General features: G+C 36.9%; 20 protein-coding genes. 1 reads left to right on the top strand and 19 read right to left on the bottom strand.

Annotated features, from left to right (window positions below; genetic code table 11):
- Window positions 1–51: 51 nt before the first annotated feature.
- From EUI_RS0100335 to EUI_RS0100415, 17 genes are all read right to left on the bottom strand, one after another.
- Window positions 52–324, bottom strand: a complete 273-nt coding sequence (locus EUI_RS0100335) for an acylphosphatase (protein ID WP_010015287.1) — start codon at window positions 322–324, stop codon at window positions 52–54.
- Window positions 302–1408 carry a sensor histidine kinase gene (locus EUI_RS0100340; protein WP_010015288.1) on the bottom strand — a complete coding sequence of 369 codons (1107 nt, stop codon included), beginning with the start codon at window positions 1406–1408 and terminating at the stop codon, window positions 302–304. The genes EUI_RS0100335 and EUI_RS0100340 overlap by 23 nt, the downstream gene beginning before the upstream one ends.
- Window positions 1409–1417: 9 nt before the next feature.
- On the bottom strand, window positions 1418–2107 hold the full coding sequence (locus tag EUI_RS0100345) for a response regulator transcription factor (protein WP_010015289.1): 690 nt from the start codon (window positions 2105–2107) through the stop codon (window positions 1418–1420).
- A gap of 96 nt (window positions 2108–2203) precedes the next feature.
- The gene (locus EUI_RS0100350; protein ID WP_010015290.1) at window positions 2204–2749 is read right to left on the bottom strand and encodes a DUF177 domain-containing protein; all 546 of its coding nucleotides are present in this window, start codon (window positions 2747–2749) and stop codon (window positions 2204–2206) included.
- A gap of 65 nt (window positions 2750–2814) precedes the next feature.
- Window positions 2815–3993, bottom strand: coding sequence for a nucleotidyltransferase (locus EUI_RS0100355; RefSeq protein WP_010015292.1), 1179 nt, complete (start codon window positions 3991–3993; stop codon window positions 2815–2817).
- Window positions 3990–4748 (bottom strand): class I SAM-dependent DNA methyltransferase, encoded by a 759-nt coding sequence (locus EUI_RS0100360; protein ID WP_029508481.1) that lies wholly within the window; start codon window positions 4746–4748, stop codon window positions 3990–3992. Before EUI_RS0100360 ends, EUI_RS0100355 begins: the two co-directional genes overlap by 4 nt.
- A gap of 53 nt (window positions 4749–4801) precedes the next feature.
- Window positions 4802–5173: a ribosome silencing factor gene (gene rsfS / locus EUI_RS0100365; RefSeq protein ID WP_010015295.1), complete on the bottom strand. Its 372-nt coding sequence runs from the start codon at window positions 5171–5173 to the stop codon at window positions 4802–4804.
- A 36-nt stretch (window positions 5174–5209) separates the two neighbouring features.
- Window positions 5210–5791 (bottom strand): bis(5'-nucleosyl)-tetraphosphatase (symmetrical) YqeK, encoded by a 582-nt coding sequence (yqeK, locus tag EUI_RS0100370; protein WP_010015296.1) that lies wholly within the window; start codon window positions 5789–5791, stop codon window positions 5210–5212.
- Window positions 5784–6422, bottom strand: a complete 639-nt coding sequence (locus EUI_RS0100375; protein WP_010015298.1) for a nicotinate-nucleotide adenylyltransferase — start codon at window positions 6420–6422, stop codon at window positions 5784–5786. Before EUI_RS0100375 ends, yqeK begins: the two co-directional genes overlap by 8 nt.
- Window positions 6423–6440: 18 nt before the next feature.
- A complete protein-coding gene (gene yhbY, locus EUI_RS0100380) occupies window positions 6441–6755 on the bottom strand; it encodes a ribosome assembly RNA-binding protein YhbY (protein WP_010015299.1) in 315 nt (104 codons plus the stop codon).
- The gene (gene yqeH, locus EUI_RS0100385) at window positions 6755–7903 is read right to left on the bottom strand and encodes a ribosome biogenesis GTPase YqeH (protein WP_010015300.1); all 1149 of its coding nucleotides are present in this window, start codon (window positions 7901–7903) and stop codon (window positions 6755–6757) included. Before yqeH ends, yhbY begins: the two co-directional genes overlap by 1 nt.
- Window positions 7893–8429 (bottom strand): YqeG family HAD IIIA-type phosphatase, encoded by a 537-nt coding sequence (locus tag EUI_RS0100390; protein WP_010015302.1) that lies wholly within the window; start codon window positions 8427–8429, stop codon window positions 7893–7895. The genes yqeH and EUI_RS0100390 overlap by 11 nt, the downstream gene beginning before the upstream one ends.
- 139 nt (window positions 8430–8568) lie before the next feature.
- The gene (locus tag EUI_RS0100395) at window positions 8569–9807 is read right to left on the bottom strand and encodes a PTS transporter subunit IIC (RefSeq protein WP_010015303.1); all 1239 of its coding nucleotides are present in this window, start codon (window positions 9805–9807) and stop codon (window positions 8569–8571) included.
- An 85-nt stretch (window positions 9808–9892) separates the two neighbouring features.
- A complete protein-coding gene (locus tag EUI_RS0100400) occupies window positions 9893–10888 on the bottom strand; it encodes a D-2-hydroxyacid dehydrogenase (RefSeq protein ID WP_010015305.1) in 996 nt (331 codons plus the stop codon).
- A gap of 199 nt (window positions 10889–11087) precedes the next feature.
- Window positions 11088–11690 carry an ATP-dependent Clp protease proteolytic subunit gene (locus EUI_RS0100405; protein WP_010015307.1) on the bottom strand — a complete coding sequence of 201 codons (603 nt, stop codon included), beginning with the start codon at window positions 11688–11690 and terminating at the stop codon, window positions 11088–11090.
- A 117-nt stretch (window positions 11691–11807) separates the two neighbouring features.
- Window positions 11808–12752, bottom strand: coding sequence for a DNA-binding protein WhiA (gene whiA, locus EUI_RS0100410; protein ID WP_010015308.1), 945 nt, complete (start codon window positions 12750–12752; stop codon window positions 11808–11810).
- Window positions 12752–13726: a gluconeogenesis factor YvcK family protein gene (locus EUI_RS0100415; protein WP_014947678.1), complete on the bottom strand. Its 975-nt coding sequence runs from the start codon at window positions 13724–13726 to the stop codon at window positions 12752–12754. Before EUI_RS0100415 ends, whiA begins: the two co-directional genes overlap by 1 nt.
- Before the next feature lie 267 nt (window positions 13727–13993).
- Here EUI_RS0100415 and EUI_RS10530 point away from each other — a divergent pair, with 267 nt between their 5' ends.
- Window positions 13994–14116: a putative metal homeostasis protein gene (locus EUI_RS10530; protein WP_010015310.1), complete on the top strand. Its 123-nt coding sequence runs from the start codon at window positions 13994–13996 to the stop codon at window positions 14114–14116.
- A gap of 62 nt (window positions 14117–14178) precedes the next feature.
- On the opposite strand, the gene uvrA is transcribed toward EUI_RS10530, so the two are convergent.
- Both uvrA and uvrB read right to left on the bottom strand, forming a co-directional pair.
- Window positions 14179–17049: an excinuclease ABC subunit UvrA gene (gene uvrA / locus EUI_RS0100425; RefSeq protein ID WP_010015311.1), complete on the bottom strand. Its 2871-nt coding sequence runs from the start codon at window positions 17047–17049 to the stop codon at window positions 14179–14181.
- A gap of 122 nt (window positions 17050–17171) precedes the next feature.
- Complete coding sequence (uvrB, locus tag EUI_RS0100430; protein ID WP_010015313.1) at window positions 17172–19178, bottom strand: excinuclease ABC subunit UvrB; 2007 nt, start codon at window positions 19176–19178, stop codon at window positions 17172–17174.
- Window positions 19179–19243: the final 65 nt, after the last annotated feature.

The following is a 19243-nucleotide window of genomic DNA, read 5'->3' on the forward strand; positions in this document are numbered from 1 at the left end:
AAGTTTGTTTTTTCTCCTGATTATTACAGAAGTCCATTATACCAAGATTTCTTACTTAATAGCAAAATTATTCGATTCAAACGGCGCAACTGATTGTTTTATTACTTTATCGACACGACTATAATAGCCCGGTCCTTGATTAATGACATCAATAAAAGCATTGACATTGATTTCTTGTCCCTGTACCCTCATTTCAACAGAGCCATTAGAATTATTACAAACCCACCCGACAAGGTGATATTTATTAGCCGTTTGTTGTGTAAACCAACGGAAACCAACGCCTTGAACAATCCCATAGACATCAATTCGATAACTTTGTATCATTTGATTTCCCTTTATAAAGTGGCAAACGTATTGTAAAAGCGGATCCCGATCCCAACGCACTTTCTATGGTAATTTCACCACCATAGGCTTCAACAAGACGTTGAGCAATACTCAAGCCTAGACCATTACCACCCTTTGCACGCGAACGTGCCTTATCAACACGATAGAAACGATCAAACACACGCATAGCCTCTTCACTAGACAACCCTTCACCGAAATCTTGAATCCCAATTTCGACCCGATTAGTCGTCTGTGACAGTGCAAAGTGAATTTCTTTTCGATCTAACGAATATTTCACCGCATTATCAGCTAAAATGATTAATATTTGTTCCATATGGTCTTGACGTACTTTAACATTTGCTTCTTGCATCAAATCATCATCAAGCGTAAAAATGAAATCCGGGTGTATCATCTTGAAATTATCAAAGACTCTGTGGACTAAGCCACCAACTTCTGTAATGTCTTTAACATTTTCAATTGGAATTTGTTCAGCGCGAGTTAAGTTAAGCATCTCATTAATTAAATTTTCCATACGTTGCATTTCAGATAAAGATGATGCAATCGAATCATTCAAAACATCTGGTTCATCTTTCCCCCAACGATTCAGCAAATCCATGTGTCCTTTAACGATTGTCACTGGTGTACGTAATTCATGAGAGACATCTGACACGAACTGTTGTTGGGCAGCAATAAGACTTTGCAATCGATCAATCATACGATTTAACACATTAATCAGATCAGAAAATTCATCATTTGAACGTGCTTTTTCCGCACGAATTGTTGTCATTGGATCATCTTCAAAAGCCTCTATCGTCGTTTCAATTGACTTCACTGGGCGTAAAATATAACGTGTTACAATGAAAGTAAACATAAAAACGGCAATACCACCTAAAATAACAATCAGCCATAAGTACAGATATAGTTTATCTGGCAGATCACTATAATAGTTTTTAACCAATTCAGTTACAACAACAGCAAAGACACCAAATATAACAAAAAAACCAGACGCCATCCCCAATGAAAGTTGCCAACTCAATGAGAAACGACGTGAGGCTTTTTTAATTGTTTTTATTTCTTTAGCCATAATATCCTATTAGCTACGCATGACATAGCCAGTACCACGAACTGTCTGGATATAAGATGCTTTACTTTCTGGATCATCAATCTTATTACGTAAGTATCGAATATAGACATCAACAACGTTCGTTTCGACTTCTGAATCAAAACCCCAAACCTCTTTTAGCAATTGTTCACGTGATTGAACAATGTTAATATTTTCTACCAATGTCAATAACAAATCATACTCACGTTTTGTTAGATTAATAATTTGATCATCACGACGAGCAATACGATTCTCTTTTTCAATACGCAAATCTTTGAAATTAATAATTGAGCGATGCTTATCGTTAGACTCCGTCTCAATTGCAATACGACGGAGTAGTGACCGTATTCGTGCTAACAGTTCTTCAATAGCAAAGGGCTTAACCAAATAGTCATCCGCCCCATAATCTAATCCTGAAACGCGATCAATAACTGAATCACGTGCAGTCATCATGATGATTGGCGTTTTCTTAGATTCGCGCAAACGACGAGCAACTTCTAACCCATTTAATTCTGGCAACATTAAATCAAGCAGAATAACATCATAGTTATTCTCTAACGCTGCATCTAAACCTGAACGACCATCTAAAACTGTTTCAACCTCATAGCCTTCATGCTTTAATTCAAGGCCTACAAACTTTGCCAAGTTTTCTTCATCTTCAACAATCAATACTTTACTCATTATTTATCCTCAACATTTAGATCGGCGACTACCGAATAAATTTCTTATTACTTCTCTATAGTTTAGAGTAATTTTTGAATTTTTGCAAGTATTTTCTCATTCTTTGAAAAAATCATCTAATTTAGCGAATCTCGGATCAAAATTTGAATTATTATCATCTTTTTTCTCATTTTCAAATGTTTCTTCACTAACAACATGCCAATCTTTCCCAGAAGGTAATTTATCATCTGCTATTTCTGCCGTTGTCAAAATTTGCAATGGCAATTCTGCAATAATATTATCAAGGATGGCCTCGTCAACATCTAGTGTATCGTTTTCTAATACAAAAACTGCCTCTGTTTCATCAAAATCTTTTAATCGTTGTTCATCTTCAATATACCGTTCGTCAATTATAAGATTAATATCACGAATAACAGGTAACAATGATCGTGAAGACGGTACAGTAATTTTTCCAGTGATTTCGGCGTGAAGGCTGAGGTCCTCATTATCATAATAACGAATATCCCCTTTTACTTGCACTAACGACAAGGCCAAAACTGTAGTTGGAAAGCGTTTTTTTGCGTTATCTTCTAGATTAAGTTCTTCATCAAAAGTCAAGGCATTTTGACGATATTTTTGCAACTGATTTTTATTATATTTCATTTTTTCTCCTAAATATCGCCATTCTAAAGATTCATTTATAATCTGCAATGACATTGCAGCTAAGTTTATTTCTTAGTGGCGACGTAAATTGGTTTACGAGTCACATCTTGTTGCTGACCAGCATTATTTGCTAACATTTGCCATAATTTACCCGCCTTAAAATCTAAACGCAGATTAGTTTTGGTCAAATTTTGATCTACTTTGCTAATCAATGGTAATGTAGCTGTTTTTTTGATTCTATTTAAATATTGCTGACCAACATCGGTAAATCCCAAAACACGTAAGTAAGGATCTTGCATAACAGAATGCATTTGATCTACTTTAACATTTAACAGCGTATATAGTAACGTGCGTTGCATCCGTGCAAATGTGTACCGCTTTGATTTCACTGATTTGATAAAATTTTGGTAGTTTTGTGGTCCTGGTTCACTTAATGCTACAGCTGCTAAACGATGTTCTAAGCCTTCCCCCATTTGGTAAATCTGGTTTAATTGTCCTACTGTATCTGTTATTAAACGGTACTTCAACAATGGCAAAAATTTTTGTTCGAAATTAATTGTATTGTTCATTGATTGTACATTTTGTAAAGTGATAGCTGGCACAACACTTTGTATTTTTTCTAACTTATTTTTATGTAACGCTAAACGAATTGCCGATGCTGAGGCAATTGTTTGCGTATCTGAAAGCAGCGTGTCATGATAGCCAGCTGCAACTCTTTGAATGGCATGTAATTTAATATCTGCTGATAAACCCACAACAGCCTTAGCATATCCAAGTGCTAAAATATCGTTAGGATCTTCTAGTTTAAAACCTGTTTCCGTTTCTAACAGATTGGCATATGCACTTGCAAAAGTTTGATTTTTATCTTGCAAATCTTTTCCTTGTGCCACACTAGGTGCTTGTTTTGCCAAAGATAAAAAATCAACATCAGCATGCTCGCTACCAAATACCATATCTTTCACTCCCAGCGCTGCTAATAATTTAACTGCCCCTTCGGCAAATAAATGACTTGGTTGCACTGCATAAAATATAGGTAACTCAATAACCAAATCAACACCGTTTTCTAATGCTGCTTGTGTGCGTGTCCACTTGTCAAACAACGCTGGTTCACCACGCTGTACAAAGTTACCCGACATAACTGCCACAACAACATCTGCCCCTGTTTCTTTTTTTGCTTGTTGTATATGGTAAATATGTCCATTATGAAAAGGATTATATTCTGTTACTATACCAACTGCCTTCATGCCTTCACCGCTCTAAAAAACCAGCGTTCTGTCGTGTCATTAATAGTCTGATTCCCAAAATCAGCTGACACGGTTATATCTTCGAATCCAGCTAATTCTAATTCACGTTGAAAAACAGACAAAGTGTAAGTTTGCTCATGATGAATTTCACGTAAAATTCTAAAGCCGTCAATGTTTTCATCATAAACAAAAAATTTTAAATCATGATCAACGCTGTCGGGTGTTTCTCCTGGATAGCTTGTCCACATAAAAATATTTTCTTCGTCATCATCGTTGTTATAGTAATAATTATTATATAATACATTGATTTGGTAAGGCGTGATAACATCAAATAAAAATTGTCCCCCTGCTTCAAGATGATCATATACCTGCCTGATAGTTGCTTTAAAATCAACTAAATTGGGTAGGTAGTTCAATGCATCAGCAAAGCTGACTATTGTTGGATAACGCAACTCCCAATCTGACCATTCACGCATATCTGCTTGTAGTAATTTCACATCCACATCAGAATCAGCTGCATGTTTCTGTGCAAGTGATAACATCTCAGTAGATATATCTAAAACATCAACACTATAGTTTTGTTGGGACAGTAAAACGGCCAATCTTCCTGCACCACCACCTAAGTCTAGTATACGACCTGGTTGTGTGTTATTGACAACATAACCTGCCCATGCATAATACATCTCATCGTTAAATAGCGTATCATATTTTTCTGCAAATGTTGAATAATTGTCTTGTATATTTTCATTAGTCATACTATTTATTTTAACAGAAAAAGAGATGAGCTGTTGCTCATCTCTAATTTTCATCATTCAGTCACAAGAAATTTTGTTAAATCCACATAAGGTGCATCATCCCACAAACGCTCTAAATTATAAAATCCACGTTGTTCTGTGGAGAAAATATGGACAATGACATCCCCTAAGTCGATTAAAACCCAGTCCGCAGCTTGAAATCCTTCAATTAATTTAATTTCACCACCAGCAGCCTGCACTTGGTCTTTTACCTCTGTTACTATCGCCTGTACTTGACGATTAGATGCAGCATCTGCGATAACGAAATAATCAGCCATTAAGCTCACTTTTCGCATATCAAGTGCTACAATATGATTCGCTTTTTTATTATCAACTGCTATTACAGCTGTTTCAAGAAGTGTTCTTACATCTAATGCTGTTGTCAAAATTTTTTCCCATGCTTTCTTAATTCAATTTTTTAATTATGCTCTAGTTAACCAATAATTGTACGTTGTAATACTTTTAGGATAGATAGCCATTTCCTTTTGAACAAGTCGCTGCACTGTGTGTATAATTTGATACCTGACACCTGCTGCTAAAGATTGATCTGTAATTTGGCGTGCAATATCAACACCCGAAAAATCACGACCCACTTCAAGATAATCAGCCATAAACAAGACTTGTGATAATACTGTCATTTCTGCTGCACCACCAGTCGTGTGTTCACGTACCGCATTTAAGATATCTAAATCCGTCACTCCGAGTTCATCACGGACCATTTCAGCGCCAACAACACCATGCCAAATGTAATTGCCCCAATTAATTAAATCAGGATCCATATTTTTACGCGCAATAACAGTTAAAAAATCATCGTCTGACCGTTCTTTAGCATAATCATGAACCAAAGCCGCAACTTCGGCCTTATCAGTATCAACACCGTTTTTACGCGCTAACTTGACTGCGTAATCTCGAACCCGTAGAATATGTTGAAAACGGTAGTCCGATAGCCCAGCTGCAATTTTTATCTCTAATTCAGCAATACTGCCGTTAAAATATTTAGTCATATAAACCTCGATACAAATTATATTCTGCTATAAACAAGGCTTCACGCTCCGGTACAAGGTAATTAACGCTTTGCTTCATTCGTATCTTTGTTCTGATTTCTGAAGAAGTAATTCGAATATCTGGCACATCATACCACAACATTGGATATCTGGCTTGCTTTTTTTGGTCACCATGAACACCCACTACAAATTTGACTAAATGTGACAACTCTTCAATATGGTCCCATGTTGGTAATTTTTCAATTTTTTCACCACCAATAATAAAATAATAATCATTCTCAGGATGCATCTCAACTAACTCACGCATTGTTTGATAAGTATATGACTTACCACCATTACGTACCTCAATGAGTTCAATATCAAAAAAAGGATTTCCCATAATTGCTGTTTTAACTAGTTGCACACGATTTGATGGTGATATTGCGCTCGCATGTGTCCCGTCAATTGGCTGTGCATTGGGCATCCAAAATACCTTTTCCAAACCAAGCTGTCTACCAACCGTTTCGGCCAATACTAACTGACCAATATGTGGTGGATTAAAAGTACCACCAAAAATCCCGATTTTTCTTTTTTCTTGGTTGGGCCGTACTTCTGATTGTGTTTGAGTTGAGACCGTATACACACCATTCATTACAATGACCGCCTTAAATTAAATTTTAGCTAATTCGACCGAAATTCTCTTATACTTATCTTCTTGTGCTGGTAAAAATAAAACCAACGTCCGTCCAATTGTTTGTGCCACTGTAATATCAGAATGTGATTGTATGAATTCTGCCACATCTTTAGCCGAATTATCAGCACTCTGTTGTAAACTAATTTTAACTAGTTCTCGTTTTGAGATGGCTAGAACGAGTTCATTAACCCACAATTGCGTTAAACCATTTTTCCCTACCGAAAAAATGGGTGATAGCGTATTTGCTTTTGAACGCAAAAAGCGCTTTTGCTTACCTGTTAGTTGTAACATTAAATCATTGCCTTTCGAATAAGGACTGAAACGCCCTGTGGTGCCCAACCGGCAATTTTAATACCGGCAGGGATAGAAATCCAACCCAAGCCTGCAAAAACAATGTCACTTTTTTCAGTAATATTGAATTCGTGCCTAATCAGATTTGTCATTGTTGCTTCCTGTGGAGATGGTGTTAATAATTCTCCTGCATGTTTATCATAAAAATCATCTGCACCAATTAATTTAGTACGATGCAAAGATAAATTATTTTCAAAGTAAGCCGTTATAGGTGAACGCTCACCTAACTCAAAATCAAAACGAGCTAAACCACCAATAAAAATTGTTTGCTCAGCATTCAATTGATAAGTACGTGGCTTAATTTCATTTTTTGGTAACGCATACTTTAAATCTTTATCAGCCAACACATGTGTAATTTGATCACGTTTAACGATTCCAGGTGTGTCAATAAGTTGCTTGCCATCCGCTAATGGTATTTCAATTCGATCTAGCGTAGTCCCTGGAAAACGTGATGTTGTAATCAAATCCTGAACACCTGTCCCAGACTTAATTATTTGATTAATCAACGTTGATTTACCAACATTAGTCACGCCTACGACATAAACATCACGGCCTTCACGATGGTTATCAATTGTGTCTAATAAGTCATCAAGGTTTTGTGGATGCGTTGCTGACGTTAAGAAAATATCAACTGGTTTAATTCCTTGTGCCTTCAATTCAGCTTGCAACCAATTTTTTAAACGATTTTTATTAAGTAATTTTGGCAATAAGTCGACTTTGTTAGCGACCACCAAAATGGGATTATCTTGCCCAACAAAACGTGGCAAACCAGCTATCTCAGAACCTGTGACATCAAAAACATCTATGACATAAACTATCAAGGCTTTTGCATCTGAAATTTGATGTAGTAAACGTGAAAAATCATCGTCTGTTAGTTCCACAGGTTGAATTTCATTATAGTGACGTAATCTAAAACAACGTTGGCACAATAATTCTTCGCTATTAATTGATTTTTTTAGTGCACTCATCGGTAAATAACCTGCTTTTGATGAGTCTATTACTTGCATAACTGCCCCACAACCGATGCAGCGTAATCCCTCATTTAATTGTTCTTGAACGTATTCGTCCGTTATTAATTCAGTCGTCACGAAGTGTTTTCTCCCATTTTAACTGTGGATGTGCTTTAAAAACAATTTTTTTCACTTGCTTTTCAATACTACGATTTATCCACGTTTGCCACATATCTGATTCAATTAAGCGTTGTACTAATACGCTTCTGACACCCGCACCATGTGCAGCCCAAATATCAGTTAACATTTGATCGCCAACCATGATAACTTCTTCTTGCTTCAAGTGATGCGTTCTCAGTACATATAAAATACCTCGTGGTAGAGGCTTTAATGACCATGACACAAACTTAACCCCAAGCGGTTCGACAGCCTTTGCCACGCGTTTTGTCGTATTATTAGACACAACAATTACCTCGATGTTACCATCACACAAATCAGTTAACCATTGTCGTAACTCAGGTGTCCCCTCTGGGTTGTTCCACGCAAGTAAGGTGTTATCTAAATCTGCTAGCACCGTTTTTATCCCATGCTTTTTCAAATCTTCAACTGTTAAATCATATATTCGTTCAACCATATAGGTTGGCGTAAAGTGCTCTAAGCGCATTAAGACCATCATCCAATTTATTTATTCTATTTTATTATACACTACAATCACACAAAATTTAAAGTGACTCTTCATTTATCCGAAAAAATAAAAAAAAGACCAACTACTGGTCTTCATATTATTTGTTAACATATCACATTTATAATTCTTGTTGAAAGTCGGATGGTACATATAATTTCAACAGTTTGCTAAAGACATATTGTGCAATAAATCCTGCCACAATTGGCACAATCAACCAAGCCAGTATAGCAATCATAGGATTAATAAAATGATTCATAACAGTTGCAGGTACATTGGGGTCTTTTACCATTGATTGAATAGGTGAAACTAAACCAATATAACCAAATCCAGCTGTTGTTGGTGTCCCTTGAATGTTAAACAAGGCAACTGGTATAGCAGAAATTGCTGAAGTCAATAAAAATGGCAACATCGTCACTGGTTTAGCAAAGACAGAAGGCATCATGCCCTTCATGGCACCTAATGCAATCGCGACCGTGACACCAGGCTTATTAACTCGCCATGAATTAATTAACAACACAATTGTCGTAGCAATAACACCCATAGCTGCAGCACCAGAACCAATGCCAGATAAGGAAATTGCTAAAGCAATTCCCACAGTTGAAACTGGCGTAATAATAATAATTGAAAAAGCCATAGCAATTAAGATTGCCATTGGTATTGGTGCAAATTTAGTAAATGTTTCTACAAGATTACCTATCCAAGTAGTGACATCCCCAACATATGGTGCAATTGTTTTCCCAACTAAACCTACGCCACCACCCACGATAATTGGGCTCAATATAATCGCAACAGAACCAAATCCTCGGAGATAACGAGATACCAACCATGTTACCAAGACTGCTATAGCAGAAACAATCATTGCATTAATGACATCTCCAGCACCACTGGCAATATAGATATTAGCCGGTGCTAATGAGCGTATTCCGGTCACTGGGTTCAAAAATCCAGTTGGTGCCTGTGCCCAACGAATTGAACCAGAAGCAACTTCCGTTGCAATTGCCACAACACCAACATCTAAGCTTTTCATTTTAAATTGTAATGCAACTGCCATACCAATCAAAAATGGGATAAGTGATGTAAACAAAGTTAGAATAGCACTTAAATTTGAACCAAATACTGTGGTTCCCAAACCAGAGTACTGAATAATGTACTTCATGACTGCAGCAGGTAATACACCAATTAGTATTCCTTGCGCTGATCCTGACAATACTTTAAAGAAAAAATCTTTTAGCTTCAGTTCTGTTGTGCCATTAAATGTTACTGGCATGTTTTCTAACGCTTTGCGTGCATATTCTTCATTGCGCACAGCTTGTGACTCTTTTGTGGCCCATTTTTGACCATCTGCTTTAATACTCATAATTTTTCCTTATTGATCCTGCCTACATAATTACCTAATTGTTCAACAATAATCAGCCATAATAAAGGTCGAATATATCTTACTATTAGTATTTAACAGCGATTGCAGGTGTTTCACCGTTAGCAAAAGCAACAGCAGCATCCATTGATTGATGAACCATCTCGAGAACAGCTTTCGTTGTATAAAAAGCCGTGTGAGGTGTAACCAAAACATTCTCACGTGAAATTAAATCAGCGATCTTGGCATCAGGAAAATCTTTACCTGACCAATCCTCGTTGAACAAACCGACCTCTTCTTCATAAACATCCATACCAAAATCAGAAATTTTACCAGAATTTAGGCCATCGATAATAGCATCGATATCCATTAGGTTACCACGTGATGCGTTCATAATAACAACACCATCTTTCATCTTTGAAATGGCTGCTGCATCAATCATGTGGTGGTTTTCAGGTACACCTGGTACGTATAGTGAAACCGCATCAGCTTGTGCATATAGTTCATCTAATGAGTCAACATACAAGCCCTGTTCCGCAATTTCAGCGTTTGGAAATTTGTCGTATGCAACTACTTTTGCACCAAAGCCTTGCAGAATTTTAATTGCAACACGACCAATGTTGCCAGTACCAATAACACCAACTGTTTGCATACGCATTTCGCGACCAATTGTTGGTGCCCAACGTAGGTCGTGCTTAGCAATTTTTGCATCAAGTGCTTTTGTACGACGTAATAAACGTGATAATTGAATCATCGAGTGTTCCGCAATAGCGTTTGGTGAATATACTGGCACGTTTGAGATATTAAAATTGAATTCTTTTGCTGCTTCGAAATCAATATTATCAGTACCAACATTTCTTAATGACAGGTTAGTAACACCTACCTCAGCCAAAGCTGTCAAAGCATCACGTGTATAATCAAGTTGTTGATAGACCACAGCCGAAACTGAACCCTTAGCTAATGTCGCTGTTTCAGCTGTTAACAATTCTTGTGTATAACCAACCTCAATATTTGGATGAGCTGACTTCCAATCTTCAAGTGATGGCTTTTCGTCATCGCGTATGCCGTAAGCAAAAATTTTCATAATATCCTCCATATTTTATACTGCCACTTAATTTTACCTTATTTTGTGCAGTTTTGCACGTAAATAAATGAAATTATTAAACTTTTGACATAGATATATTTTATAGTAAAAAAGCTCTGAATACGAGAACAGTATTCAGAGCTAAATAATCAAAATGAACCAATTAAATTAAACATCACAATAATTTTTTTACTGCAACTTACTTTGTTATTGGCTTTTCGCCTGCTTTTGATAGAATACCATCAATAAAGCCATACGCCAAGGTTTCCTCAGCACTCATCCAATTATCACGCTCTGTATCATGAGCAATTGTTTCTAAATCCTTATCAGATGCATCAGCTAAAATTTTATTTAACTTAGCACGTGTTTTAGTCAACTGATCAGCAATAATGGCCATATCAGTTTGTTGTGTACCACCAACTGCACCACCCATAGGCTGATGAATCAAGTACTCAGCATTTGGTAACATAAACCGATGCCCTTTTTCACCAGAACTCGCAATGATTGTACCCATTGAAGCGGCTAAGCCCATAACAATTGTTGTCACTGGTGCTTTAATAAAATTCATCGTGTCTGTAATTGAAAGGCCAGCCGTAACAGAACCACCTGGTGAATTAATATACATTGAAATTTCTTTTGTAGGATCTTGGGCTTCTAAAAAGAGTAATTGTGCAACAATTGAAGTTGCCATACTGTCTTCAACTTCACCTTGAACCAAAATAATACGATCTTTTAGCAACCGTGAAGGTAAATCATAACTTTCACGTCCGTTAGCTGTTTGTTCTATAACTCCTGGCCACATAGTTGTTAGGCTCCTTTAATTTTCAAATTATTGTGTTGCCACATACGCTTACCTAAAATAAGCATATGTGCTTATTACTATTTTAGCACAAACAGGTGTAGAGTGCTAAAATTTATTTTATAATTTTGTTAAATCATATTGAATATCATTCTGAATCATTTGGGCAAGTTCTTTTATTTTACGCATACGATGATTAGCACCAGATTTACTAATTTCTAAACGCTCACCTAACTCTGCTAAGGAATCATCAGGATATTCTAATCGCAATTTGGCAATATCGCGTATTTTTTTGGGCAACAAATCTAAATCGCCAATTTCATTTGCAATAAATAATATTTGCTGCACTTGTTTACTCGCTGCATCTGCGGTTTTTTGAATATTCGCCATTTCTGCATTGGTCATACGATTGACTGAATTACGCATATCACGCATCATACGAATATCTTCAAAACGCAACATTGTTTGCATGGCCCCAATAGTTGAAAGAAAATCAACTATTTTTTCTGCACGTTTAATATAGACAATAAAACCACCTGAATGATCAGTTATTTTAGCCGGTAAATCAAACTCTTTCATGATATTTAGCAATTGTTCCGCCAATTCTTCATGTGTCGTGAAAATTTCCAAATGATAGTTTGCTTTTTCTGGCGAATTAACGGATCCAGCTGCTAAAAAAGCGCCACGTAAAAACGACCGTCGCTTATCTACTTGATTCAGAATACGTGCTGGAATTTCCGGGTGCAAACCAAATGGATCAACGCCCAAATCAGTCATTACTTCAGTCACTTTATTTTTGAGTAGCACACCATATGATTTATGTTGCGACATGTGATTATGATCGGCTACTCTAACTTCAACAATAATGTCCGCATAATTTTGTGTCAGTAATGTATATATACGACGCGCAATGGCTGCATTTTCTGTTTGAACAGACACTGTTTGATCTATTCCTAATGTGCTTACGCCATTCATTCGCATTAATGCAGACAGTTCTGCTTTGGCATTGCCGTTATGAACCAGTAACCCCGTTAATTCTTTTTTAACATCTGCTGCGTATGACATTATTTCCGCTCCAAAATTTGTAATAATTCTTTCATTATTTTTTCACCATCATGAAATGCGCCTGCATCACGTAATTGCAAGAAATCACCAGCTATTTGTACGGCCCCCTGCACACTAACAGCAGCCTCATCCAGTTTAACCTGATTAGAAATTTCATCCCATTTTTGGAAATCAACAAAATCATTTGGCACAACCGCATTATTGGCAACAACATAATCTATTACAGGTGCGCCAATATGCGAATTCAAAGCTAATAAATGTTGTGCATCAGTATAGGCATCTGTTTCACCTTTTTGTGTCATTATATTAGAAATATATACCTGTTTTGCCTTTGTAATACGCAGGGCTGCACTAACTTCTGGGACCACAACGTTAGGTAAAATAGAGGTGAATAGACTTCCCGGCCCATACACAATCATATCCGCACTTATAATTGCCTCAACTACTTCTGGTGCTGCTTTTGGTTCTTCGCCTGGTTCATCACCAGTTACCCAGACATGATCAATTGTTTTGTGAGCATGCGTAATTTCTGCTTCTCCTGCAATAATATCCCCATTTTTAAATTCAGCATGTAGTACTAAGGGTTCATTAGAGACTGGATAAATTCGACCGCGTACATTCATAAAACGAGCCAAATGTTGCACAGCATCAAAAATATTACCATGCATTTCTGTCATAGCTGCAATGATTAAATTCCCAACTGCATGCTTAGCAAAAAAATCATCTTTGGCATCAAAACGATACTGCATGACTTGTGTAATTTCGGGGTCAACATGGGACATTGCAACAAGAATATTTCGAATGTCACCTGGTGGCACAATATTAATATAATTTCGTAACAACCCACTAGATCCACCATCATCTGCAACTGTAACAATTGCCGTGAGATCGATGTTCTTTTTAACTAGTGGCTTAATAATAACTGGCAAACCTGAACCGCCGCCAATAATAACAATTTTTGGTCTATTTGGCATATTTATTGAAGTGTTTAATTTTTTCAACCAAAACGGTATGAACATAATTTTTCTACCGTCATCATTGTAATTAGAAATAAAAACACATTTACTTTCTTAAAATTTCTTATTATTATTTTAACGCATATTTTAGAAGGATGTTTACATTTTTTAAAAAATAGGTATACTTATATATTGTAAGTAAGATTGCTAGTGTAAATGTCAATTGTATCATCACATTTAACACCGTCCCTATTTGCGAAAAAATCAAATTGGAGATCTCCTATCATGACAGAAAAGTTAGACATTGCTTCAGCAGCTCGTAAACTAAAGAGTCCAAACATCAAGACGCGCAAACGCGCATTGAAGGCTATTCATGATTTAGCCAAACAGGTTAAAATTTCTAAATAATCTATACATTTAGTTTAAAAGCATCTATGATCAGTTTTATTGACTCATAGATGCTTTTTATGTTATTTTAATGCCGCTGCACGTGACAAATCACGTGCCATAATAGTTTGTAAATATTTTCCTGTATATGACACATCGTTTTTAATAATTTTTTCTGGTGTGCCGGTCACCAAAATCTTACCCCCGCCTTCGCCGCCTTCGGGACCCATATCAATTACCCAATCAGCAGACTTAATGACATCTAAGTTATGTTCTATCACTATAACTGTATTTCCTAAATCAACTAACCGCTGTAAAACCACAAGTAGACGAGAAATATCGTCAACATGCAAACCGGTCGTTGGTTCATCCAATATATACATCGTTTTACCATTTGTGCGACGATGCAATTCAGATGCTAACTTCATACGCTGTGCTTCGCCACCCGACAATGTCGTAGCCGATTGTCCTAATCTAATGTATCCTAGGCCAACATCATTAATTGTTTGAAGTTTACGAGCAATTTTAGGAATAGGCGCAAAAAATTCTAATGCTCGAGAAGCTGACATATCTAGAATTTGAGAAATATTGAATCCTTTATACATGACTTCAAGTGTCTCAGAATTATAACGTGTCCCGTCACAAACTTCACAAGTTACATATACATCTGGCAAAAAATTCATTTCAATTTTGATGACACCATCACCACGGCAATTCTCACAACGGCCACCCTTCGTATTAAATGAAAAACGCCCTTTATTATATCCTCTCATTTTAGCTTCATTTGTTTGCGCAAATAAATCACGAATATCATCAAACACGCCTGTATACGTCGCTGGATTAGAACGTGGTGTACGTCCAATTGGGGATTGATCAATGTCAACAACCTGCTCAATATTTTCAACACCATCAATACTCTTGTACTTACCAGGCTTCTCTGAATTATTATTCAACTTCTGTTTCAAAGCACGTTTTAAGATTTGATTGACGAGTGTTGACTTTCCTGAACCAGAGACCCCGGTCACTGCCACGAATTTACCTAACGGGAATTTAGCGGTCACATTTTTAAGATTGTTTTCCTTAGCCCCTTTGATTGTAATATAGGTACCATGGCCCTTACGCCTCTCAGTAGGTACTGGTATGAATTGCTTTCCAGAAAGGTACTGACCAGTTAATGAACTTTCATTACTAGCAACCTCCAATGGTGTCCCTGTAGCGACTATTTCACCCCCGAGTGTTCCTGCACCAGGTCCAACATCAATTAAGTAATCTGCAGCAAGCATTGTATCTTCATCATGCTCAACAACCACTAATGTATTGCCTAAATCACGCATATGCCGCATAGATTGAAGTAACATATCATTGTCGCGTTGATGTAAACCAATCGAAGGTTCATCCAGCACATATAAAACACCAGATAAATTAGAACCAATTTGTGTTGCTAAACGAATACGTTGGGACTCACCACCAGAAAGCGTGCGCGCTGAACGTGACAGCGTCAAATATTTTAACCCAACACTTTCCAAAAATCCTAATCGGTCTTTTATCTCTTTAAGTATTGGCTTAGCAATTATTGTATCTTGTTGTCCTAAAATAATGCCATCAAAAAAAATCAATTCTTTATCAACAGACATTTCAGAGACTTCGCCTATATGATGCCCATTAATCTTAACTGAGAGCGCAGCTTCGTTTAAACGATAACCGTCACATGCTTGACAAGTTAATGCCGTCATATACTTAGACATTTGATCACGTGTATAATCTGAATTTGTTTCATTGAAACGTCGCGAAACATTATTAATTACGCCTTCAAATGGGATGTCTACATCGCGCACACCACCAAAATCATTTTGATAATGAAAATGAAAATCATTAGTCCCTGAGCCATTTAGAAGCAACTCCTGATGTGATTTTGGCAGTGATTCGAACGGCGTATCCAAATCAATGTTATACTGTTCGGCAAACTGTCGCAACATTTCTGGATAGTAATTTGATGAAATGGGGTTCCACGGTGCTATTGTCCCTTCACGTAGTGTTTTGGTGACATCAGGAACAACTAGATCAATATCGACTTCACGTGTGACACCCAGCCCTTGGCATACTTGACACGCACCAAGTGGCGCATTAAAACTAAATAATCTTGGTTCCAACCGGCCAACTCTAAAATCTTGCAATTTACCAAGATAATGATCAGAAAATTTCAAAGGTGCTATCTTCTGTTCGCCATCACGCGTGATAACATCCAATTGAACTAAGCCACCTGTCAATCGAATAGCTGATTCTATCGAATCAAATAAACGTGAACGCGAGTCGGCACGTAATACAATCCGATCAATCATCACATCAATATCATGTGACTTATTTTTATTCAAATGCGTATCTTGCGTATCAATTTCTACTATTTCACCATCAACACGCGCGCGAATATAACCTTGCTTTCGCATATTTTCGAAAGCTGTTTCATGTGACCCACGTTTGCCGCTAATAATTGGTGCAAATATTAATAACCGCACACCAATCGTTAGCTGTTGGAAAACAGACGCAACCATTTGATCAATTGTTGTCATAATTTTGGTGCCGTCTTGTGGATCTTCTGGTCGACCAACACGTGCATATAGCAATCGGAAATAATCATTAATTTCAGTGACCGTCCCAACTGTTGATCGCGGATTATTAGATGTTGTTTTTTGATCAATTGAGATAGCAGGTGATAAACCATCTATTGAATCAACATCAGGTTTATCCATTTGCCCTAGAAACTGACGTGCATAAGATGATAAACTCTCAACATAGCGACGTTGTCCCTCCGCATAAAGCGTGTCAAATGCTAAAGAAGATTTCCCCGACCCAGACAAACCAGTCACTACTGTTAGTTTGTCTTTTGGAATGTCAACGTCAATATTTTTTAAATTTTGCGCGCGCGCGCCACGTATTTCAATATTAGTTTTTGCCATGTATTTAAGGCAATTGTAATCAATATATTATTTTAAATATACTACAATTGCATTTCCTTATCTAAATTTTTTTGATACTATCGTCATTATAACGACACGAGTAACCGACAAATTAATCCGACTTATAATAATGCTTTTAACGTCATCACACTGTCGCGCAATTGCGCTGCTTCTTCAAAATCCAAAGCCTTAGCTGCAGCTTTCATTTGTCCTTCCATATTAGCAATAATATTTTGTTGTTCATCTTGAGGTAGGTCTTTAAAAGCAACTTGAGTCAGATCAATTGTTGTTTTACCATCTGTTGACACTGAACGAACAGATATTAAATCACGTATTTCTTTTTTGATTGTTGTTGGTATTATCCCATTTTTGGCATTATACTGCGTCTGAACTTCACGACGTCTCGCAGTTTCATCGATTGCTTCTTGCATTGATCTAGTTATTTTATCAGCATACATAATAACATGTCCATTGGCATTACGTGCAGCACGCCCTATAGTTTGTATCAGTGATCTGGGATTACGTAAAAATCCCTCTTTATCAGCATCTAAAATAGCAACTAGAGATACTTCAGGCACATCAATACCTTCACGTAACAAATTAATACCAATTAATACATCGTATTTACCTAAACGTAAATCTCTTAAAATTTCGGTACGCTCAAGCGTTTTAATATCAGAATGCAAATATGCAACTTTGATCCCTACATTTTTAAGATAATCTGTCAGATCTTCTGCCATACGTTTTGTCAACGTTGTTATGAATACACGTTCATTCTTTTCTGAACGCGCATTAATTTCCCCAACTAAATCATCAATTTGTCCCATAACCGGACGCACTTCAATTTCTGGATCAAGTAACCCTGTTGGTCGTATAATTTGCTGAGCAACATGATTATCAGTCACGCGCTCCAATTCATAATCACCTGGCGTAGCAGACATATAAATAATTTGATTAACATGTTTTTCGAACTCTGGCAATTTCAACGGTCGATTATCCAATGCTGAAGGTAATCGAAAACCGTAATTCACTAAAGTCTCTTTTCGTGCACGATCGCCATTATACATCCCACGAATTTGTGGCATTGTAACATGACTTTCATCAGCTACAATCAAAAAATCATCCGGAAAAAAATCTAGTAGGGTAAATGGTGGTTCGCCTGGATTTCTACCGTCCATCCAACGTGAATAGTTTTCAATACCACCGACAAAACCCATTTCTTCAAGCATGGCCAAATCATACTCAGTCCTTTGCTTAATACGTTGTGCTTCAATCAGCTTACCTTCTGTTTCAAACTGGCTCACTTGTTCAGTCATTTCTTGTTGAATACCAGCAAGTGCAGCACTCATCTGATCGTCATCAGTCATAAAATGTTTGGCTGGATAAATTGAGACAAACTCACGCTCTGCTAACGTTTCACCTGTTAATGAGTTAATATCACGAATACGATCGATTTCATCGCCAAAAAATTCAACACGCAAGGCCAATTCATCTTCTGAGGCTGGGAAAATTTCCATGACATCGCCTCGTACACGAAAAGTGCCACGATGAAAATCAATATCATTGCGTGTAAATTGAACATCAATTAGGTCACGCATCAATTGATCACGACCATATTCATTTCCCACACGTAAATTAATAACATGTTCTTGGTACTGATGTGGATCACCAAGCCCAAAAATTGAGCTAACCGAGGCTACAACTATAACGTCCCTTCGAGATAGGAGCGAACTAGTCGCAGAATTACGCAATTGATCAATTTCATCATTGACTGCTGAATCCTTTTCAATAAATGTATCGGAGCTAGGCACATATGCTTCTGGTTGATAATAATCATAGTAGGACACAAAATATTCAACCGCATTATTTGGGAAAAATTCCTTTAATTCACTATATAGTTGTCCAGCCAAAGTCTTGTTATGACTGAGAACTAATGTTGGTTTTCTAACAGTTTTAACAACATTAGAAATCGTGAATGTTTTCCCCGTTCCTGTAGCGCCAAGTAATATTTGTTCTTTGACACCGGCATTAATACCTTTTACTAATTGACTGATTGCTTGTGGCTGATCTCCAGTTGGTTGATATTTAGAGACAACTTCAAATTCACGATTTGTAACATTTTCAGGCATAATTTTTTCCTCAGTCTACTTTATTTCATTATACAATAAAACGAACAAACGTTCTATCGTTTGTT

This window comes from Leuconostoc gelidum subsp. gelidum KCTC 3527, assembly GCF_000166715.1.
In the GTDB taxonomy this organism is placed as follows: Bacteria; Bacillota; Bacilli; order Lactobacillales; family Lactobacillaceae; genus Leuconostoc; species Leuconostoc gelidum.